This is a genomic window from Klebsiella oxytoca (assembly GCF_009707385.1).
GTDB classification, from domain to species: Bacteria; Pseudomonadota; Gammaproteobacteria; order Enterobacterales; family Enterobacteriaceae; genus Klebsiella; species Klebsiella oxytoca_C.
The window spans coordinates 2,121,920-2,142,296 of record NZ_CP046115.1 but is presented as its reverse complement, the minus strand read 5'-3'; the positions used below and the strand labels follow the sequence as shown (position 1 = coordinate 2,142,296).

22 protein-coding genes are annotated in these 20,377 nt (G+C 57.8%); 16 read left to right on the top strand and 6 right to left on the bottom strand.

Going from position 1 to position 20,377, the window contains the following annotated elements:
• Positions 1–55 precede the first annotated feature (55 nt).
• The 7 genes from rutA to rutG are packed head-to-tail and all read left to right on the top strand — an operon-like array spanning position 56 to position 5,477.
• Positions 56–1,147 carry a pyrimidine utilization protein A gene (gene rutA / locus GJ746_RS09840; protein ID WP_154680023.1) on the top strand — a complete coding sequence of 364 codons (1,092 nt, stop codon included), beginning with the start codon at positions 56–58 and terminating at the stop codon, positions 1,145–1,147.
• The gene (gene rutB, locus GJ746_RS09835; protein WP_154680022.1) at positions 1,147–1,857 is read left to right on the top strand and encodes a pyrimidine utilization protein B; all 711 of its coding nucleotides are present in this window, start codon (positions 1,147–1,149) and stop codon (positions 1,855–1,857) included. The genes rutA and rutB overlap by 1 nt, the downstream gene beginning before the upstream one ends.
• On the top strand, positions 1,850–2,242 hold the full coding sequence (gene rutC / locus GJ746_RS09830; RefSeq protein WP_154680021.1) for a pyrimidine utilization protein C: 393 nt from the start codon (positions 1,850–1,852) through the stop codon (positions 2,240–2,242). Before rutB ends, rutC begins: the two co-directional genes overlap by 8 nt.
• On the top strand, positions 2,239–3,042 hold the full coding sequence (gene rutD / locus GJ746_RS09825; RefSeq protein ID WP_154680020.1) for a pyrimidine utilization protein D: 804 nt from the start codon (positions 2,239–2,241) through the stop codon (positions 3,040–3,042). The genes rutC and rutD overlap by 4 nt, the downstream gene beginning before the upstream one ends.
• A complete protein-coding gene (locus GJ746_RS09820; protein WP_154680019.1) occupies positions 3,039–3,629 on the top strand; it encodes a malonic semialdehyde reductase in 591 nt (196 codons plus the stop codon). Before rutD ends, GJ746_RS09820 begins: the two co-directional genes overlap by 4 nt.
• A 9-nt stretch (positions 3,630–3,638) precedes the next feature.
• Positions 3,639–4,133 carry an NADH-dependent FMN reductase RutF gene (gene rutF / locus GJ746_RS09815; RefSeq protein ID WP_154680018.1) on the top strand — a complete coding sequence of 165 codons (495 nt, stop codon included), beginning with the start codon at positions 3,639–3,641 and terminating at the stop codon, positions 4,131–4,133.
• A 21-nt stretch (positions 4,134–4,154) separates the two neighbouring features.
• Positions 4,155–5,477: a pyrimidine utilization transport protein G gene (gene rutG, locus GJ746_RS09810; protein WP_154680017.1), complete on the top strand. Its 1,323-nt coding sequence runs from the start codon at positions 4,155–4,157 to the stop codon at positions 5,475–5,477.
• Positions 5,478–5,717: 240 nt separating this feature from the next.
• On the opposite strand, the gene GJ746_RS09805 is transcribed toward rutG, so the two are convergent.
• The gene (locus GJ746_RS09805) at positions 5,718–5,891 is read right to left on the bottom strand and encodes a general stress protein (protein ID WP_154680016.1); all 174 of its coding nucleotides are present in this window, start codon (positions 5,889–5,891) and stop codon (positions 5,718–5,720) included.
• 374 nt (positions 5,892–6,265) lie between these two features.
• Here GJ746_RS09805 and wrbA point away from each other — a divergent pair, with 374 nt between their 5' ends.
• Together wrbA and GJ746_RS09795 are read left to right on the top strand one after the other, a co-directional pair.
• Positions 6,266–6,862 carry an NAD(P)H:quinone oxidoreductase gene (gene wrbA / locus GJ746_RS09800; protein WP_004100968.1) on the top strand — a complete coding sequence of 199 codons (597 nt, stop codon included), beginning with the start codon at positions 6,266–6,268 and terminating at the stop codon, positions 6,860–6,862.
• Positions 6,863–6,876: 14 nt separating this feature from the next.
• On the top strand, positions 6,877–7,104 hold the full coding sequence (locus tag GJ746_RS09795; protein ID WP_154680015.1) for a YccJ family protein: 228 nt from the start codon (positions 6,877–6,879) through the stop codon (positions 7,102–7,104).
• Between the two features lie 131 nt (positions 7,105–7,235).
• Here GJ746_RS09795 and agp read toward each other — a convergent pair whose 3' ends face one another.
• Positions 7,236–8,483, bottom strand: coding sequence for a bifunctional glucose-1-phosphatase/inositol phosphatase (agp, locus tag GJ746_RS09790; RefSeq protein ID WP_154680014.1), 1,248 nt, complete (start codon positions 8,481–8,483; stop codon positions 7,236–7,238).
• Positions 8,484–8,583: 100 nt separating this feature from the next.
• Positions 8,584–8,943 (bottom strand): winged helix-turn-helix transcriptional regulator, encoded by a 360-nt coding sequence (locus tag GJ746_RS09785; protein ID WP_154680013.1) that lies wholly within the window; start codon positions 8,941–8,943, stop codon positions 8,584–8,586.
• Positions 8,944–9,044: 101 nt separating this feature from the next.
• On the opposite strand from GJ746_RS09785, the gene GJ746_RS09780 reads away from it, so the two are divergent.
• A complete protein-coding gene (locus tag GJ746_RS09780; RefSeq protein ID WP_154680012.1) occupies positions 9,045–9,794 on the top strand; it encodes an SDR family oxidoreductase in 750 nt (249 codons plus the stop codon).
• Between the two features lie 305 nt (positions 9,795–10,099).
• Positions 10,100–10,222 carry a small membrane protein gene (locus tag GJ746_RS09775; protein ID WP_154680011.1) on the top strand — a complete coding sequence of 41 codons (123 nt, stop codon included), beginning with the start codon at positions 10,100–10,102 and terminating at the stop codon, positions 10,220–10,222.
• Positions 10,223–10,336: 114 nt separating this feature from the next.
• Here GJ746_RS09775 and GJ746_RS09770 read toward each other — a convergent pair whose 3' ends face one another.
• Together GJ746_RS09770 and GJ746_RS09765 are read right to left on the bottom strand one after the other, a co-directional pair.
• Positions 10,337–11,728 carry an APC family permease gene (locus GJ746_RS09770; protein ID WP_154680010.1) on the bottom strand — a complete coding sequence of 464 codons (1,392 nt, stop codon included), beginning with the start codon at positions 11,726–11,728 and terminating at the stop codon, positions 10,337–10,339.
• 348 nt (positions 11,729–12,076) lie between these two features.
• On the bottom strand, positions 12,077–13,495 hold the full coding sequence (locus GJ746_RS09765) for a glutamine synthetase family protein (RefSeq protein ID WP_154680009.1): 1,419 nt from the start codon (positions 13,493–13,495) through the stop codon (positions 12,077–12,079).
• A 224-nt stretch (positions 13,496–13,719) separates the two neighbouring features.
• On the opposite strand from GJ746_RS09765, the gene puuD reads away from it, so the two are divergent.
• The 4 genes from puuD (at position 13,720) to GJ746_RS09745 (ending at position 18,070) form a co-directional block, all read left to right on the top strand.
• A complete protein-coding gene (gene puuD, locus GJ746_RS09760) occupies positions 13,720–14,472 on the top strand; it encodes a gamma-glutamyl-gamma-aminobutyrate hydrolase (RefSeq protein ID WP_195908818.1) in 753 nt (250 codons plus the stop codon).
• A 25-nt stretch (positions 14,473–14,497) separates the two neighbouring features.
• Entirely contained in the window at positions 14,498–15,055 is a 558-nt protein-coding gene (gene puuR, locus GJ746_RS09755; protein ID WP_004849766.1) for an HTH-type transcriptional regulator PuuR, read from the top strand.
• A 244-nt stretch (positions 15,056–15,299) separates the two neighbouring features.
• Positions 15,300–16,787 (top strand): aldehyde dehydrogenase PuuC, encoded by a 1,488-nt coding sequence (puuC, locus tag GJ746_RS09750; RefSeq protein WP_154682684.1) that lies wholly within the window; start codon positions 15,300–15,302, stop codon positions 16,785–16,787.
• A 2-nt stretch (positions 16,788–16,789) separates the two neighbouring features.
• Complete coding sequence (locus GJ746_RS09745) at positions 16,790–18,070, top strand: NAD(P)/FAD-dependent oxidoreductase (RefSeq protein ID WP_154680007.1); 1,281 nt, start codon at positions 16,790–16,792, stop codon at positions 18,068–18,070.
• On the opposite strand, the gene GJ746_RS09740 is transcribed toward GJ746_RS09745, so the two are convergent.
• On the bottom strand, positions 18,067–19,044 hold the full coding sequence (locus GJ746_RS09740) for a LysR substrate-binding domain-containing protein (protein ID WP_195908817.1): 978 nt from the start codon (positions 19,042–19,044) through the stop codon (positions 18,067–18,069). The two genes, GJ746_RS09745 and GJ746_RS09740, sit on opposite strands and share 4 nt — an antisense overlap.
• An 82-nt stretch (positions 19,045–19,126) precedes the next feature.
• Between GJ746_RS09740 and GJ746_RS09735 the strand changes: the two genes are divergently transcribed.
• Positions 19,127–20,212, top strand: coding sequence for a tartrate dehydrogenase (locus tag GJ746_RS09735; RefSeq protein ID WP_154680005.1), 1,086 nt, complete (start codon positions 19,127–19,129; stop codon positions 20,210–20,212).
• Positions 20,213–20,377: the final 165 nt, after the last annotated feature.

Here is a 20,377-nt window from a genome sequence, read left to right as displayed (position 1 = left end):
GACCCGGGAAAGCACCGCGCGCCTTCCTTGTTCAACGACATGCAGAGAGGTAGCTATGAAAATTGGTGTCTTCGTTCCGATTGGTAATAACGGCTGGTTGATTTCCACCCATGCTCCCCAGTACATGCCGACTTTTGAGCTCAATAAGGCCATCGTGCAAAAAGCCGAGCACTACCATTTTGATTTCGCGCTGTCGATGATCAAACTGCGCGGCTTCGGCGGCAAAACTGAATTCTGGGATCATAATCTGGAGTCCTTCACCCTGATGGCCGGACTGGCCGCCGTGACTTCACGCATCCAGATCTACGCCACCGCCGCCACCCTGACCTTGCCCCCGGCGATCGTCGCCCGCATGGCCTCAACCATTGACTCGATCTCCAGCGGCCGCTTTGGCGTCAACCTGGTCACCGGCTGGCAAAAGCCGGAGTACGAGCAGATGGGCATCTGGCCTGGCGATGACTACTTCGCCAGCCGCTACGACTATCTCACCGAGTATGTCCAGGTTCTGCGCGACCTGTGGGGAACCGGGCGTAGCGACTTCAAAGGCGACTACTTCACCATGAACGACTGCCGGGTCAGCCCGCAGCCGTCGCAGCCGATGAAGGTGATTTGCGCCGGACAAAGCGATGCCGGGATGGCGTTCTCCGCCCGGCACGCTGACTATAACTTCTGCTTCGGTAAAGGCGTCAACACCCCTGCCGCCTTTGCCCCCACCGCCGCCCGCATGCTGCAGGCGGCGGAAAAAACCGGCCGCGACGTCGGCTCATACGTGCTGTTTATGGTCATTGCCGATGAAACCGACGAGGCAGCCCGCGCCAAATGGGAGCACTACAAAGCCGGCGCGGATGACGAAGCGCTGGCATGGCTGACTGAACAGAGCCAGAAAGACACCCGCTCCGGCAGCGACACTAACGTGCGTCAGATGGCCGATCCCACCTCGGCGGTCAATATCAATATGGGCACCCTTGTCGGCTCCTACGCCAATGTCGCCCGTATGCTCGACGAAGTGGCGGCGGTTCCCGGCACCGACGGCGTGCTGCTGACGTTTGATGATTTCCTTATCGGTATCGAAGCCTTTGGCCAGCGCATTCAGCCGCTGATGCGCTGCCGCGACCATATCGCCACTATGACTCAAGAGGTTGCCTGATGATTACCCTGCCCGCTCGCCCGGAATCACTGACCTTTGCGCCGCTGCAAAGCGCGCTGATCGTCGTCGATATGCAGAACGCCTACGCCAGCCAGGGCGGCTATCTCGACCTCGCCGGCTTTGACGTTTCCGCCACCCGACCGGTTATCGACAATATCAATACCGCCGTGGCCGCTGCCCGCGCCGCCGGGATGCTGATTATCTGGTTTCAGAACGGCTGGGATGACCAGTACGTGGAGGCCGGAGGCCCCGGTTCGCCGAATTTTCATAAATCCAACGCGCTGAAAACCATGCGCCAGAACCCGGAGCTGCAGGGCAAGCTGCTGGCGAAAGGCGGCTGGGACTATCAGCTGGTCGATCAGCTTAAGCCGCAGCCCGGCGATATCGTGCTGCCGAAACCGCGCTACAGCGGCTTCTTCAATACCGCTCTCGACAGCATCCTGCGTAGCCGCGGTATTCGCCACCTGGTGTTTACCGGTATCGCCACCAACGTCTGCGTGGAGTCGACCCTGCGCGATGGCTTCTTCCTCGAATATTTCGGCATCGTGCTGGAGGACGCCACCCACCAGGCCGGTCCGGCCTTCGCCCAGCAGGCGGCGCTGTTCAATATCGAAACCTTTTTCGGCTGGGTCAGCGATGTCGCCAGCTTCTGTAGCGCCCTTGAGCCCGCAGCCTCGCTCTCGTTTACCGAGGAGAAACGTTATGCCTAAACAAGTGATTATTCCGCCGGGTACCACCACGCCTATCGCGCCGTTTGTCCCCGGCACGCTGGCTGACGGCGTGGTTTACGTCTCCGGCACCCTGCCGTTTGATAAGCAAAACAACGTGGTGTATATCGGCGACCCAAAGGCGCAAACCCGCCACGTGCTGGAAACTATCAGGAGCGTTATCGAGACGGCGGGGGGCAGCATGGCGGACGTGACCTTCAACAGCATCTTTATCACCGACTGGAAAAACTACGCCGCGATTAACGAGGTTTACGCTGAATTCTTTCCCGGCGACAAACCGGCGCGTTTCTGCATTCAGTGCGGACTGGTGAAGCCCGATGCGCTGGTAGAGATAGCGACCGTCGCCCATATCGGGAAACCGGCATGATGAAGCTGAATATCTCCCCGGCGCCTTATCCGGGCGCGCCGGTGGTGGTTCTGAGCGCCGGGCTCGGCGGCACGGGTGTCTACTGGCTGGCGCAGCGTACGGCGCTGGAAGCGCAGTATCAGCTGGTGAGCTACGACCATAACGGTACCGGCGAAAACGGCGGCCCGCTGCCTACCGGTTACAGCATGGCGACCATGGCGCAGGAGCTCCGTGCGGCGCTGGAGGAGGCGGGAATAACACGTTGTACCCTGGTCGGTCACGCGCTGGGCGCGCTGATTGGCCTCCAGCTGGCGCTGGACTTCCCCGAAACGGTGAGCGCCCTGGTGCTGGTGAACGGCTGGCTGACCCTCTCCCCGCATACCCGCCGCTGTTTCCAGGTACGCGAACGCCTGCTGCACGCGGGCGGCGCGCAGGCATGGGTCGAAGCGCAGCCGCTGTTTCTCTACCCGGCGGAGTGGATGGCCTCGCGCCTGCCGCGCCTTGAGGCCGAAGAGGCGCTCGCCATCAGCCATTTTCAGGGCAAAGATAATCTGTTGAAACGGCTTAATGCCCTCAGGCAGGCCGACTTTTCGCGCCGGGCAGCGGCCATATCCTGCCCGACGCTGATTATCAGCGCCGCCGACGATCTGCTGGTACCGGCCTCCTGTTCCCGCGCGCTGCAGGCGGCAATTGCGGGCAGTCAACTGGTAGAAATGGCCTGGGGAGGCCACGCCTGCAACGTCACCGACACCGCCACCTTTAACCCCATTTTATGCGACGGGCTGGCCGCCATGCTGCCGGTCGCTCAGGAGAATCTATGAGCGAAGCCATTAGCCCGGCCGCCCGCGCCGCGCTGTTTACCGAGGCCAGAACCCACAACGGCTGGCTGGATAAACCGGTCTCCGACGAGCAGCTGCGTGAAATCTACGCCTTGATGAAAATGGGGCCGACCTCCGCCAACTGCTCCCCGGCGCGGATCGTTTTTATCCGCACGCCGGAGGGTAAAGAGAGGCTGCGCCCGACCCTGTCGAGCGGCAATTTAGCCAAAACCATGCAGGCGCCGGTCACCGCTATTGTGGCCTGGGACAGCGCTTTCTACGACCGCCTGCCGGAGCTATTTCCGCACGGCGACGCCCGCAGCTGGTTCACCTCCAGCCCACAGCTGGCGGAAGAGACCGCCTTTCGCAACAGCTCATTACAGGCGGCATACCTGATTTTCGCCTGCCGGGCACTGGGTCTTGATACCGGCCCAATGTCGGGCTTCGATCGCGAAAAGGTCGATGCGGCGTTTTTTGCCGACGGCGCCTGGAAAAGTAACCTGCTGATTAATATCGGCTACGGCGATCGCGGCAAGCTGTACGATCGCCTGCCGCGCCTGTCCTTTGATGATGCCTGCCAGCTGGCATAAGGAGCCCGCATGTCTCTTGCCGATAAACAAAGCTTTCGCGACGCCATGGCCCACGTCGGCGCGGCGGTTAACATTATTACCACCGATGGTCCCGCAGGCCGCGCGGGGTTTACCGCCAGCGCGGTCTGCAGCGTCACCGACGCGCCGCCCACGCTGCTGGTCTGCCTGAATCGCTCCGCCTCGGTGTGGCCGATCTTCAGCCAGCACCAGACGCTGTGCGTCAATACCCTGGCGGCCGGTCAGGAAAGACTCTCGAACGTATTCGGCGGCAAAACGCCGATGGTGGAGCGCTTCGCCGCCGCCGACTGGCAAACCGGCGCAACCGGCTGCCCGCGCCTGAAAGATGCGCTGGCCAGCTTCGACTGCCGTATCAGCCAGATAGTCAGCGTCGGGACGCACGACATTCTGTTTTGTGAGGTGGCGGCAATTGTTCGCCATCCGGAACCGCGTGGACTGATGTGGTTCGAGCGCGGCTACCACACGCTGATGCGTCCAGCCTGTTAACCTTTAACCCAGGATCTCATCATGGCTCTCTTCGATTTTCCTCGCTGGCAGTTAACCTCCCCTTCCGCCGCCTCCGGCGTCGTGGCCCCCGATGAGCGGCTGTCGGTCGGGCAAACCGTGGTGATGGGCGTTCAGCACGCGGTAGCGATGTTTGGCGCGACCGTCCTGATGCCAATTCTGATGGGACTGGATCCCAACCTGTCGATTCTGATGTCCGGCGTCGGCACCCTGCTGTTCTTTCTGGTCATCGGCGGACGCGTGCCGAGCTATCTTGGCTCCAGCGCCGCTTTTGTCGGCGTGGTGATCGCCGTCACCGGCTTCAACGGCCAGGGGCTTAACCCGCACCTCAGCGTTGCGCTGGGCGGCATTATTATCTGCGGTCTGGTTTATACCCTGATAGGCCTGGTGGTGATGAAAATCGGCACCCGCTGGATTGAACGGCTGATGCCGCCGGTAGTCACCGGCGCGGTGGTGATGGCGATAGGCCTTAATCTGGCCCCTATTGCGGTGCGCAGCGTATCGGCGACGCCGTTCGACGGCTGGATGGCGGTATTGACGGTGCTGTGCATCGGGCTGGTGGCGGTGTTTACCCGCGGGATGCTGCAGCGGCTGCTGATCCTCGTGGGGCTGATTGTCGCCTGCGTGCTTTACGCCCTGCTGGCTAATGTCTTCGGTCTGGGCAAGGCGCTGGATTTTAGTCTGCTTGAACAGGCGGCCTGGTTTGGCTTACCGCAGATGACTACCCCAACGTTTAATAGCCAGGCGATGATGCTGATAGCACCCGTCGCGGTGATTCTGGTGGCGGAAAACCTCGGCCATCTGAAGGCGGTTGCGGGAATGACCGGGCGCAATATGGACCCGTATATGGGGCGCGCGTTCGTCGGCGATGGACTGGCCACGATGCTCTCCGGATCGGTCGGCGGCAGCGGCGTCACTACCTACGCAGAGAATATCGGCGTGATGGCGGTCACCAAAGTGTACTCAACGCTGGTGTTCGTTGCGGCGGCGCTGATAGCGATGCTGCTCGGCTTTTCGCCGAAATTCGGTGCGCTGATCCACACGATTCCCGGGCCGGTTATCGGCGGCGCATCGATTGTGGTGTTCGGTCTGATCGCCGTCGCGGGCGCGCGGATTTGGGTACAAAACCGGGTGGATTTAAGCCAGAACAGTAATCTGATCATGGTGGCGGTAACGCTGGTGCTGGGAGCGGGTGATTTTGCCCTCTCGCTTGGCGGCTTTACCCTCGGTGGGATCGGTACGGCCACTTTCGGCGCTATTTTGCTGCACGCTCTGCTTAACCGCCGTCCGCGTGAGGCCGGGCAAACCAACGTCACTACCGTATAAAAGCTTCCGACGCCAGCAGACCCGTACCGGGAAATCCCCGGTCGCGCTGCGCTTACCGGGGCTACAAAACAGCGTCAACTCGTAGCCCGGCTAAGGCTTTAGCCGCAAGCCGGGGGCTACTCCCGCTTAGCAGCATCTGCATGCATCGGGATAAAAAAAACCGCCGACTACACGTCGGCGGCGAGGGTGATGGGGTTTGCTCTGGAGATTAACCCCTATCGGCAGACAATCAGGACGGCGCTAGCTATCGCGGCTGCCGTGACTGTTTTTTCCCCCTTTTTTGCCAGCTTCGGAAGCGCGTTGAGGATCGTTTTTAAAGTTCCCCCCGCTATGCTGGCCACCTTTACGACCTGCTTCTGATGCTCTTTCACGGTCTTCGGCAAAGTTGCCGGCACCGCCACGATGGTTTGCCATTACTGACCTCCATTTAGGTTAGACATCATGCTGCATTAGGTGAAACAAGAGGCCTTAGCCCCCGCGAGACGAATTTCGTATCGCGTGCCTTTAAGGTTAGCGGAGGAAAAACTTCATGTATGGATATAGTCACATCCTGAAATAGATTTGGCATAAGAACCGCCGCTGTTACGCCAGGCTTGAGCTAAGCGACTCTTATGACTGGCTTAAATGGCGCGACTTAAGATGTATCTTTTTGCTACAGACGTCGATGTTTGCAATTTTGTTATAAATCAAACAAATGATTGTTGCATTTGCACTCTTCGCCAGAGGTCTTATCTTTAAAGGTAGCCAGCCGATTGGCTGGTTCATAACGCAACCGAGGAGTGATGCAAATGGCTAAGATTCTGGTGCTTTATTATTCAATGTACGGACACATCGAGACCATGGCGCATGCCGTCGCCGAAGGAGCCAACAAAGTAGATGGCGTTGAAGTGGTCGTGAAGCGCGTGCCGGAAACCATGCAGGCAGAAGTTTTTGCTAAAGCAGGCGGGAAAACGCAAAACGCCCCCGTTGCTACGCCGCAGGAGCTGGCAGAGTATGACGCCATCATCTTTGGCACTCCTACCCGATTTGGCAACATGTCCGGACAAATGCGCACCTTCCTCGATCAGACCGGCGGCCTGTGGGCATCCGGCGCACTCTACGGCAAGCTGGCCAGCGTTTTCAGCTCAACCGGTACCGGCGGCGGCCAGGAACAAACCATCACCTCAACCTGGACGACTCTTGCCCACCACGGGATGATTATTGTGCCGATTGGTTACGGCGCCCAGGAGCTGTTTGATGTCTCACAGGTTCGCGGCGGCACGCCATACGGCGCCACCACCATTGCCGGCGGCGACGGTTCGCGTCAGCCAAGCGAAGAAGAATTAGCGATTGCCCGCTATCAGGGGCAACACGTCGCGGGTCTGGCGGTTAAATTACACGGTTAAGCAGGAGGAAAAGTATGGCAAATCAAGAAGCAAAAACGCACCGCGTGGGTGAATGGGCCAGCCTGCGCAATACTTCTCCCGAAATCGCCGAGGCAATTTTTGAATTAGCCAATTACGATGAAAAGCTGGCGGAGAAAATCTGGGAAGAAGGCAGCGATGAGGTTCTGCCCCGCGCCTTCGCCAAAACGGATAAAGACTCCCTGTTCTGGGGCGAACAAACCATCGAACGCAAGAACGTGTAGCCCGGACAGTACCGCCTCCGGGAGTTATTGCATAAGCTTCCCGGAGGCTGCGCATTGCGCCTGTCCGGACTACAAGGCCAGGCTAAACATCGGCCGCAAGACCCGGATTGCTCCGGGTTTTTTATGCTTTGTTACTTCGTGGCCTCAGCCATCGCTTTTTTGAAGGTATCCATCGGGCAGAAACCGTTGTCATCAACCGGACAACCGTTCAGCGCCAGCGTCACCCGCTGCGGCGGCGACTGCAGGGTTAACGCATCGGCATTGCGCAACTGCTCGGTACTTTGATAAACGTACTCAATCTTCATCAGATCCCGATTACCGTTGTTATCATGCCAGCGCTGGAAGACCAGTTTACCGCCGATTGGCGTACGCTCGTACTGGTTCTGCAGCTGATAAGGTTTAAAATCCATCGCCGTCAGCAGCGAGGCGATATTGGAGTCATGCCCGACCAGCAGCGTCACTTTCGCCGCCTTTGCCGCATCGCCCACCAGCGCGTTATCAATATATTTCACCAGCGGTTTAGCAACGTTACGCGCCACTTCAGGAGAGGTAAACAGGCTATCCTGATAGCCGTTTTTCAGCTTCGACAGTACCTGCCACTGCTTATCGCTTTTAATTTCCCCCCACGCCACCTGGTCTTTAGGGAAACCTTCATAATATTGCAGCGTAAAGGCGTCAACCAGCGAGTTGCCCACCTTAAGCGGGCCAGATACGCCAGGCTCCTGCTGATATTTAGCGCTAAAAGTATCTTTCCCGTCGCTCAGCGAGCACTGCTGTTTTTCTTTGCAGGAAGGAGAATTGCGGTAATCCGTCATCTCCTCCAGCAGCTTGTAGCTTTCGCTCAGCTGCATTCCCTGACGCTCTTTCTCCATCGCCTGCACGGCCTTTTCGCTAAAGGCGGCGGAATCGTCGGTGATCACCGGATTAAAGGTCGGGTCCATGGTGCCCATTTTTTCCTGATGATGCACGGTCACGCCGCAGCCGGGAAACGCGCCGGTAATGAAGAACTGCGCGGTAGCGACGGTGCGCTGCAGGCTATTGGCATAAGCATAGACAGCGTTCTCCGGCGGACATTCACCGCTGGTCACCAGACCCTGCTGCGCCAGCCATTCGCGCATGTAGTGCCCCATATAGACTTCCAGCACCCCGCCTTTGGTCGTCAACTGCCCGCCGGGAACATCCCACTCCGGCCAGGACTTCGGCGTTGATTGCTCCAGCACGCTGCCGTTGTTCGCCAGCGGCGCGCGCAGGTTATGGCGGCTCATGATCAGCACCTGCTGGAGCTGATACCCCTCAGGTGTAGCCTGTTCCTGCGCCTGGGCACCGGCGGACAGTAAGACAACGCCAGCCACAGCGGCAGCAAGTAGACTTTTTTTCATCCCTTAATCCTCAGTCGTTGATAATCATCGCCTTCATTGTGACAAATTTATGACACTTTTCCGCGCAATGGCTCGCAAACCGGTTAAATAGACGATTTCTCTAACGTTTTAAGAGTTTCCCGTATTGCCGCATCCACTCCGCCAGCGGCTGCAGCGCGTCGCGCATCGATAGCCCCAGTTCGGTTATCTGGTATTCCACCTTCGGCGGTATTTCCGCATAGACCTGACGCGAGACCAGCCCGCGCTGTTCAAACAGGCGCAGCTGGCGGGTGAGCTCTTTTTGCGCGATCGGTGATACCGCGCGCTGCAGTTCGCCAAAACGCACCGGCGCGTTAAGTACAATCAGCCGGTAGAGGATCGGAATCGCCCATTTTCCGGCGATCAAATTAACGAAATCGGTCATCGGACAAGGGTCTTGCGGTAAATTTTTTTGCGCTGCCTGCGCCGCGGTTTGCGCCATAGCACACCTCTTTGTTCATTAGTATCCATTTGGTACCTGGTACCTTTTGGATACTAATGTATCTATAGTGGCTTTTCCAGTCGAACAGAGGGAGTGCAAAAATGGGGCGTTTAGCAGGTAAATATAGCTTAATAACCGGGGGCACCAGCGGCATCGGTCTTGCCACCGCACAGGAATTTCTCGCCGAGGGCGCACAGGTTGCCGTCACCGGGCGCAGTTCTGCCGCGCTTGAACAAGCTCAATCCCTACTCGGAGAACAAGCCTGGGTTATCGCCGCCGATGCCGGCGATATCAATGGGCAGCGTCAGCTGGCAGAAACGCTGTCCGCGCGCTGGCCGCGGCTGGATGCGGTATTTATCAATGCCGGAGACGTGACCCACGGTCGGTTTGGTGAATGGCAGGAAGGGGACTGGGATCGTCTGATGAACATCAACCTGAAGGGTCCCTTCTTCTTGCTACAGGCGCTGCTGCCGCTGCTGGCAAATCCGGCCTCGGTGATCCTCTGCGGCTCCGTGAGCGCCCATATTGGTTTACCGACCAGCAGCGCCTACGCAGCCAGCAAAGCCGGGCTATTGTCGCTGGCTCGTACGCTGTCCGGCGAGCTGCTGTCGCGCGGCATTCGGGTTAATGGCCTGAGCCCTGGCCCGGTACGCACTCCGGCGCTGGATAAACTCGGTCTCAGCGCCGAGGCGCTGGTAAACCTACAGGCGGAAATCGAGGAGCTGGTTCCGCTGGGGCGGATGGGCACCCCGCAGGAGCTGGCTAAGGCCGCCCTGTACCTGGCGTCAGATGAGTCCAGCTATGTGGTCGGTACGGAGCTGTTGGTTGATGGCGGTACGGGGAATTTGTAATGCTGACGGCGGCGGCGACTCCGTAACGGCGCCGCCAGAAGACAGAGACCGTCTACGCCCGACGGCACGACCAGCACGCCGTTAGCGCGTCAGTAAGTTCGTTTAAACCAACACGCCATCGGTTAATTTTCCACCAAAAATCCGCTTTACACTTAACCTTTATTCATGTAAATAATTGGTTAAGAACTTCACTGGCAGTCCATTCTGGTTTCTCTCATCGCATCATCTTTAAGAAATATCCCGATGCTATTGCTCCGATATCACGGTATTTTTTCTCCATGTTAAACATAACATTAGGTTAATTTATGTCAGGTATCCTGCTCTTTATCGTCGCGGTAGTTTTGCTGGGAGTCGCCGTCTACAGCCTGGGTTCCTATATCCGGGAACGGCGCTCAGCCCAACTGCCAACTCATAAGACAAAGAAATAAAACCGCTGAACTATTCTTACCTGCAGTCTCTCCTGAGTTCCCTGATTTTCAACGAATAATGACCAAAAAGAAGGCAGGCTTAATTGCCTGCCTTTGCCTGTGATTCAATAATCGTTACGATTCCCAGACCTGTTCCGCTTTGGCGCCGTCAAACTGCGGCGGCGGCTTACGGAAACGGCGGGTCAGATAAGTCAGATAGAGTAACCCCAACCCCGCCCATATCAGACCGAGCGTCAGCGATGTCGCTTCCAGATTAATCCACAGCACCCCCACCGTCAGCGCGCCGACCATCGGCAGCAGCAGATAGTGAAAACGATCTTTCCACGTTTTATTTAAGCCTTTACGCCGCCAGAAGTGGTTAAACACCGACAGGTTGACGAAGGTAAACGCCACCAGCGCGCCAAAGTTAATCAGCGCCGTGGCGGTGACCAGGTCGAAGAACAGCGCCGACAGCGCGACAATCCCGACCATGATGACGTTCAGCGCGGGAGTCCGCCACTTCGGATGGACATAGCCAAAAATACGCTCCGGGAAAACGTTATCGCGGCCCATGACGTACAGCAGTCGTGAAACGCTGGCGTGCGACGCCAGGCCGGAAGCCAGCGTATTGACGAAGGTTGTGCACAGGAAAATCGACTGAAACAGCTTGCCGCCGACGTACAGAGCAATCTCCGGCAGCGCCGCGTCCGGATCTTTAAAGCGGCTGATATCGGGGAAAAAGAGCTGCATAAAGAAGGATGCGGCGATAAAAATCACCCCGCCGTAGACTGCGGTGAGGAAGATAGCCTTCGGGATCACCCGCGCGGCGTCCGGCGTCTCTTCGGAAAGCGTAGTGACCGCATCAAAGCCGAGAAACGAAAAGCAGACTATCGTCGCGCCGGTAATAATCGGGATCAGGTGCGCGTTCTGGCTAATAAACGGCTGAAGCGACCAGACGGTACCGACGCCCTCCCCTTTATGCAGCCCCTGCACCACCAGCACGATAAAGACCACCATAATCGAGATCTGCACCAGCACAAACAGGGTGTTGAAGTTCGCTACCAGATTAACGCTTTTCAGGTTCGCCGCGGTCAGAATCGCCACAAAGGTCACCACCCACACCCACGGTGGAACTTCAGGAAACAGCGCGGAAAGATAAATCTTCGCCAGCAGCACGTTGATCATCGGTAAAAATAGATAATCCAGCAGCGATGACCAGCCAACCATAAAACCAACGTGCGGGCTGATAGACTTCTGCGCATAGGTATACGCTGAGCCCGCCTGGGGAAACTGGCGTACCAGCTTGCCGTAGCTAATGGCGGTAAACAGCACGCCGGCCAGCGCCAGTAGATAGGAGGCCGGAACGTGGCCGTTGCTGATACCGGAAACGATGCCGAAGGTATCAAACACCGTCATCGGGGTCAGATAGGCGAGGCCCATCATCACCACCTGCCACAGCTTGAGCGATTTGCGCAGGCGCGGTTTACCCGCCTCAGACGTCGTGTCGAGAGAAGTGTTAATAGCCATGGCCATTTCCCCCGCTGCAAACCTGGGTTTGCGGTCGTAGAGACCGGGAAACCAACCTGCTTCGCAACGGGGTTAATGGCAAATCAAAAGGTAAAAAGAACCGACGAGCGGCGGTGGCTGCGCATTCCATGCGGCCATGACGGCCCCCTTCTCCCTGCGGATATTTAAACATCTGCATCATTTCCTACCTCGTTCACACTGTGTCGTTAACTGAAGCCCCGTTGCCGCCTGCGCTCCTTAACGCGACATCCGGGAAATGGCTGGCTTGCCAGCAAAAAACCTCCGACCAGGCTCCGCTCAGGCCGCATGATGCTATTTAAAACCAGAGTGCCCCTTGCGGGGCGGCAATCAGGCGTTTTTCAACATCCACTCAATTTCCGTTTCAGTAATCAATCGCTCAAACTGCAGTAATTCGTCATTCTTACAGGCGTGATAAACATGGCAGAAACGTTCACCAAGCCGCTCGCGCAGGTGGTCGTTTTGCATAAACTCCCACAGGGCGTCGCTCTGGCGAATCGGGAACGGCAGCCCTTCCTGCTCAAGGCCGTTACCTTCTACTTCTTCCTGTAGCGGCAGCGGATTATCCAGACCATGGAGGATGCCGGCGAAAATCGCCGCCATCACCAGATACGGGTTGGCGTCCGCCCCGGCCACGCGGTACTCCACGCGGTGGTTTTGTCGATCGCCGCACGGGATACGCAGCGCCACCGTGCGGTTGTTATGCCCCCACGATGCCTGGGTCGGCACATACATTCCCGGCTGGAAGCGGCGATACGAGTTGACGTTCGGCGCCAGCAGCGCCATCGACGCGGGCATCAGGTCAATCATTCCGGCGAGCGCGCGTTTTAACATCGCCGAATCTTCGCCGTTAGCCTCAGCCAGCACGTTCTCACCCTTATTGTTCTGCATGCTGATATGGATATGCATTCCGCTACCGGCGTGCTCTTCATAGGGCTTCGCCATAAAAGTGGCGTGCATCTTATGCTTCTCTGCCATTAAACGCACGAGACGTTTTAATGCCAGCGCATCATCGCAGGCATCGAGCACGTTATCGGTATGATGAAGGTTGATTTCAAACTGTCCCGGAGAGGCTTCCGCCACCGCGCCGTCGGCCGGAATGAGCTGAAGCTGGGCGATTTCATCAATTTCGCTTAGTACGTCGGCAAAGTGGTTAAGGTTGTCGACGGAGTAAACCTGGCTTTGGGTATTGCGATCGCCGGTTCCCGGCGCGCACGGCGGCTGCAGGTAACCTTCAGCGTCGCGCTTGCGGTCAAGCAAATAGAACTCCAGCTCTACCGCTACCACGGGGAACAGTCCGCGCTGGCGCAGCTGCTGCCAGAGTCGGTTCAGTACGTTCCGCGGCTCAACGTCAAAGGGAGCGCCATCTTCATCAACCATGGTCAGCAGAACCTGACCAATGTATTCCGGGTCAGCCGCCGACGGCGTTAAGGTCCCCAGCACCGGCACGCAGGTGCGATCCGGTTCGCCCATCTCCTGGCCAAGACCCGCCTCTTCAACCACGTTACCGAGAATATCCATCGCAAATACCGAAGCCGGGAAATAGCAGCCTTTCTCCAGCTTGCTCAGGCCGGAGACCGGGATCCGCTTACCGCGGAAGCAGCCGTTCAGATCGGTCAGCAGGACGTCAACGTATTGCGTATTGGGGTAACGCTCAAGGTAGCGCTTCACTTCCCAGGTGAATGCGCTGACCCGTCTCTCTTCGGACTGCTGAACAAAATTCTCAACTTCTACGATATTGGTTTCCATGATTCACCGCCGTTGTTTTAGTTTCAGACCCTGAATGGCACTGTTAAATATAATGTCCACTATTCGAATGTGTATGCAAACAAATTGTTTGTCAAATGTTAAATTAAGTTTGCAAAGGGCAATATCCACTGCTAGATTGAGAAAATATTGAACGAAATGGCCGTTTTACCCGCTAAACCGGTCATAATTTAGTCCACTTTGTGAGGGCGATCATGGAAAATATAATGTACAAGCCAGTTATTGGCGTGGTGATGTGTCGAAACAGGCTTAAGGGTCACCAGACCCAGACTTTGCAAGAAAAGTACCTGAATGCGATTGTTAACGCCGGAGGCGTGCCGATTGCCCTGCCGCACGCGCTGGCCGAGCCGGAACTGCTTGCTACGCTGCTACCTAAACTGGACGGCATTTATCTTCCTGGCAGCCCAAGCAACGTACAGCCGCACCTTTATGGTGAAAACGGCGATGAGCCTGACGCCGATCCCGGGCGTGATCTTCTGAGCATGGCGCTGATCGACGCCGCGCTCGAAAGGCGCATCCCCATTTTCGCCATCTGTCGCGGACTACAGGAACTGGTTGTCGCCACCGGCGGGACTCTGTATCGTCGTCTGTTCGAGCAGCCTGAGCTTCTTGAGCACCGCGAAGACCCTGAGCTTCCCGTAGAGCAACAGTATGCGCCCTCGCATGAAGTTCAGGTTCAGGAAGGAGGATTACTTTCTCAGTTAATACCGGGCTGCAACACGTTTTGGGTAAACTCGTTACACGGACAGGGAGCAAAAACGACGGGTCCACGGCTGCGCGTAGAGGCGCTTTCTTCGGACGGGCTGGCGGAAGCGGTTAGCGTTAAAGACCATCCTTTCGCCCTCGGCGTGCAGTGGCATCCTGAATGGAACAGTAGCGAATACGCCCTGTCGCGGATGTTGTTTGAAGGTTTTATCACCGCCTGTCAGAGCTATATTGCTGAAAAACAGCGGCTCTGACCACTACCGTTAAGGAAATGCAAATATGAGCGATGACGGACTGGCGCCAGGGAAACGTCTGTCAGAGATCCGCCAACAGCTGGGTCTTTCACAGCGTCGTGCAGCCGAACTGTCTGGGTTAACACATAGTGCCATCAGCACCATAGAACAGGACAAAGTCAGTCCTGCCATCAGTACGCTGCAAAAGCTGCTGAAAGTCTACGGGCTGTCGCTCTCGGAGTTCTTTTCTGAACCAGAAAAACCGGCTGAACCTCAGGTGGTTATCAATCAGGACGATCTGATTGAAATCGGCAGTCAGGGGGTCTCGATGAAGCTGGTTCACAATGGAAACCCGAACCGCACGCTGGCGATGATTTTTGAAACGTACCAGCCTGGAACCACAACCGGAGAGAGGATCAAGCATCAGGGTGAGGAGATAGGCACCATACTGGAGGGTGAAGTCGTGTTGACCATTAACGGTCAGGCGTATCACCTGGTGGCTGGGCAAAGCTATGCCATTAACACCGGCATACCGCATAGCTTCAGCAACACCTCGGCGGGTATCTGCCGTATTATCAGCGCCCATACGCCCACCACATTCTGATTTTTTAGCCTGAGATTTGCTCAGGCTTTCTTCAGGCCTGCGCCGCCGGAGGTTTATTCCGGCGGTGCGAAGAAAACGCAGTTCACCTTGCGCGATGCGGAAATGCTTATTCCCGCTGGCCCCAGATAATTTACGCCTGTTAACAGGCAATAAGTACGGTGCTCAACCCCGGGGACGCCCTGCGCCCTGAAGGTATGCAATAGCCCCTTTTATATTTTTCCGATTATGTCATTAAGGAGTCATGATGGATTTTCACAACCTGGCTTACTGGCAAGAAAAAGCAAAAAATCTCGCTATTGAGACGCGGTTATTTATTAACGGCGAATATAGCGCCGCCGCTGATAATAGCGTTTTTGCCACCGTCGATCCGGCGGCGCAGGAGACTCTCGCCGAAGTGGCTCGCGGCAAAAAAGCCGACGTCGATCGCGCGGTCCAGGCCGCCCGCAGCGTTTTCGACAGCGGCGACTGGTCCCAGGCATCTCCCGCGCAGCGTAAAGCGGTGCTGAATAAATTCGCCGACCTGATGGACGCTCATCGCGAAGAGCTGGCGCTGCTGGAAACGCTGGACACCGGCAAACCGATTCGCCACAGCCTGCGCGATGATGTGCCCGGCGCCGCCCGTGCGATTCGCTGGTATGCCGAAGCTATCGATAAAGTGTACGGCGAAGTCGCGCCTACCGGCAGCAATGAACTGGCGATGATCGTCCGCGAACCGATTGGCGTGATCGCGGCGGTCGTGCCGTGGAACTTCCCGCTGCTGCTGGCCTGCTGGAAACTTGGCCCGGCGCTGGCGTCCGGCAATAGCGTCGTTCTGAAGCCGTCGGAAAAATCGCCTCTTACCGCTCTGCGTCTGGCGGGACTGGCAAAAGAGGCCGGACTGCCGGACGGCGTATTCAACGTGGTCACCGGCTTCGGTCATGAAGCCGGTCAGGCGCTGGCGCAGCATCCGGATGTGGAAGTCATTACCTTTACCGGCTCCACCCGCACCGGTAAGCAGCTGCTGAAGGACGCGGGCGACAGCAATATGAAGCGCGTCTGGCTGGAGGCTGGCGGTAAAAGCGCCAATATCGTCTTTGCCGACTGCCCGGACCTGCAAAAAGCGGTTAACGCTACCGCCGGCGGTATTTTTTATAACCAGGGCCAGGTCTGTATCGCCGGAACCCGTCTGCTGCTGGAAGAGAGCATCGCCGACAGATTTCTCGACCTGTTAAAAGAACAGGCCAGGAGCTGGCAGCCGGGCAACCCGCTCGACCCGAATACCACCATGGGTATGCTGATCGACAACAGCCACGCCGATAGCGTCCACAGCTTTATTCGCGCCGGCGAAGCGCACAGCACGCTGCTGCTCGACGGGCGTAAAAACCCGTGGCCCGCGGCGGTCGGCCCGACGATTTTCGTCGATGTCGACCCCTCCTCTGCGCTCAGCCAGGAGGAGATTTTTGGCCCGGTCCTGGTGGTGACCCGCTTTAAAACCGAAGAGCAGGCGCTGGCGCTGGCCAACGACAGCCGCTACGGCCTCGGCGCGGCGGTCTGGACCCGCGATCTCTCCCGCGCTCACCGCGTCAGCCGCCGCCTGAAGGCTGGCTCCGTCTTCGTCAATAACTATAACGATGGTGATATGACCGTGCCGTTCGGCGGCTACAAGCAGAGCGGCAACGGGCGCGATAAGTCGCTGCACGCGCTGGAAAAATTCACTGAACTAAAAACTATCTGGATTGCCCTGGAGTCTTAATCATGACCGAACATACCACCAGCTATTACGCCGCCAGCGCCAACCGCTATGAACCGTTCCCGGCGCTGGACGAATCGATCAGCTGCGACGTCTGCGTCGTCGGCGGCGGCTATACCGGCCTCTCTTCGGCGCTGCATCTGGCCGAGATGGGCTACGATGTGGTGCTGCTGGAAAGCGCGCGCATCGGCTTCGGCGCCAGCGGACGCAACGGCGGCCAGTTAGTTAACTCCTACAGCCGCGATATCGACGTTATCGAGAAAACCTACGGACCGGATGCGGCCAGGATGCTCGGCAGCATGATGTTTGAAGGCGGCGATATTATTCGCGAGCGCATCCAGCGCTATCAGATTGCCTGCGACTATCGCCCCGGCGGGCTGTTTGTCGCGATGAATCACAAGCAGCTGGAAACCCTGGAAGAGCAGAAAGCCAACTGGGAGCGCTACGGCAATACTCAGCTGGAGCTGCTGGATGCCAGCGCCATTCGGCGCGAAGTTGACAGCGACCGCTACACCGGCGCCCTGCTGGACCACAGCGGCGGCCATATCCATCCGCTGAATCTGGCGATTGGCGAAGCGGACGCCATTCGTCTGAACGGCGGCCGGGTGTACGAGCAATCACCGGTCACCTGCATTCAGCACACCAGCCCGGCGGTGGTGACCACCGAACGCGGACAGGTGACCGCCCGCTACATCATCGTCGCCGGTAACGCCTATCTCGGTGATAAACTCGAGCCGGAGCTGGCGAAGCGCAGCATGCCCTGCGGCACCCAGGTGGTGACCACCGCGCCGCTGTCCGAAGATCTGGCGCGCTCGCTGATCCCGAAAAACTACTGCGTGGAAGATTGTAACTATCTGCTGGATTACTACCGCCTGACCGCCGATAACCGCCTGCTGTACGGCGGCGGCGTGGTTTACGGCGCGCGCGATCCGGACGACGTTGAGCGACTGATTATGCCGAAGCTGCTGAAAACCTTCCCGCAGCTGCAGGGGGTGAAAATCGACTATCGCTGGACAGGCAACTTCCTGCTGACCCTCTCAAGGATGCCGCAGTTTGGCCGCCTCGATAACAATATCTATTATATGCAGGGCTACAGCGGCCACGGCGTTACCTGTACCCACCTCGCCGGACGGCTGATTTCGGAGCTGCTGCGCGGCGACGCCGAACGCTTCGACGCCTTTGCGAAGCTGCCGCACTATCCGTTCCCCGGCGGGCGCAGCCTGCGCATTCCATTTACCGCCATGGGCGCGGCCTACTACAGCCTGCGCGACAGGCTCGGCGTTTAATCCCCCCGGCCGACGGCGCCCGCCGTCGGCAATTTTGCCTCGCCGTACTGCTGCGGAAAGCGCTGACGGAAGTAGTGGCGTAAAAACTCCACGGTAGTACGAATTTTTGCCGAGGTCGCCAGCCGCGACACGTATACCGCCCAGATATTGGCAGGCTGATAGTACTCCGGCAGCAGATGCAGCAGATTGCCGCTGGCGATATTTTCACTGACGTCCCACCACGAGCGCAGCGCAATCCCCTGCCCGTCCAGACACCATTGATGAACAATTTCGCCGTGGTTAGACGACAGCGGTCCGGTGACCTTAATAGCGTGCTCGCCCTCTTTGTCGCGCAGCTGCCAGACGCCAAAAGGCCGGTCGCGCTCTTTGATCACCAGACACGGCAGCGCGGCAAGATCGCTAAGCTGCTTTGGTCGCGAATATCGAGCCACAAACTCCGGCGAGGCGCAGAGAATTCGATGGTTGTTAGCAAGCTGGCGGGCAATCAGGTTAGGAGCGATGTCATCGCCGACGCGAATATCCAGATCGACCCCTTCATTGGCTAAATCTACCAGCCTGTCAGCTACGTCAAAACGGATCTCCAGCTGCGGGTATTGACGAGCCAGCTCGGAGAGCGCCGGTGCGACAATCCGGCGGCCAAAGCCAAAGCTGCTGATTATCCGCAGCGTTCCCTGTGCCACCTGGCGCACATCGGAGAGCTCATCCATCATCTGGTCGACATCCTGCAAAATGCGCTGCCCCCACTCGTAGATGCGCTCGCCCTCTTCAGTGATTGTCACCCGTCGGGTGGTACGGTGCAGCAGCTGGACGCTAAGGGTTTGTTCCAGCAACAACACGCGCTTGCTGACAAAAGCCGGGGAAACCCCGAGCTCTTGCGCAGCGGCGGCAAAACCGGCGCGGCGGGCGACCAGCATAAAGACGCGTAAGTCATTCAGCAGCGGCAGATTATTCATGATTCGTGTTTTATGTTTCACCAGTTGACGGGATTAATTATGAATCAGTCAATTATAGGATAGAGAGTAAGTCAATTTTCCTTACCTCAAACTGAGAACAACGATGAATAAAACCTTACGTATTGCCGCCATCCCCGGGGATGGCATCGGAAAAGAGGTGCTGCCTGAAGGCATTCGCGTACTGCAGGCCGCCGCCGAACGCTGGGAACTGGCGTTAAGCTTCGAGCATTTCGAATGGGCCAGCTGCGATTACTACGCCCGGTACGGCAAAATGATGCCCGACGACTGGCACGCGCAGCTGAAAGAATTTGACGCCATCTACTTCGGCGCGGTCGGCTGGCCGGATATCGTCCCGGATCATATCTCCCTATGGGATTCGCTGCTGAAGTTCCGCCGCGAGTTCGACCAGTACGTTAACCTGCGCCCGGTGCGCCTGTTCCCCGGCGTCCCCTGCCCGCTGGCGGGTAAACAGCCCGGCGATATCGATTTCTACGTGGTGCGAGAAAACACCGAAGGGGAGTATTCCGCCATTGGCGGCCATGTGAATCCGGGAACCGAACATGAAGTGGTGATTCAGGAGTCGGTGTTTACCCGCCGCGGCGTGGACCGCATCCTGCGCTACGCCTTTGAGCTGGCGCAAAGCCGCCCGCGCAAAACGTTAACTTCAGCGACCAAATCCAACGGCCTCGCCATCAGTATGCCTTTCTGGGATCAGCGCGTCGAAGCGATGGCGCAGCACTATCCGGAAGTGAAATGGGATAAGCAGCATATAGATATTCTGTGCGCCCGTTTTGTGCTGCAGCCGGAGCGTTTTGACGTGGTGGTCGGCTCCAATCTGTTCGGCGATATCCTCTCCGACCTCGGCCCGGCCTGTACCGGCACCATCGGCATTGCTCCGTCAGCAAACCTCAACCCGGATCGCACCTTCCCGTCGCTGTTTGAAGCGGTACACGGTTCGGCGCCGGATATCTACGGCAAAAATATTGCCAACCCGATTGCTACCATCTGGGCCGGCGCGATGATGCTCGATTTCCTCGGCAATGGGGATGCGCGCTATCAGGCCGCCCATGACGGTATCCTGGCGGCGATTGAGCAGACCATCGCCAGCGGGCCAAAGACGCCGGATATGAAAGGCTCCGCCTCCACCCAGCAGGTGGGCGAAGCGATTTGTCAGGCTATTGCCGGATAAAAGTCGCCCGGACAGGCGTGTAAGCGCCGCCTCCGGGACGGTGTGGTAGGGGTTCCGTTCACTATTATCCCGCAGAAAATGTCTTACCGTGGTACGTGAACGGGTAAAGGGGGAGAAAACCGTCTCCCCCTTTACAATCCCCGCGGTCCCGCATAGAAATCGGTG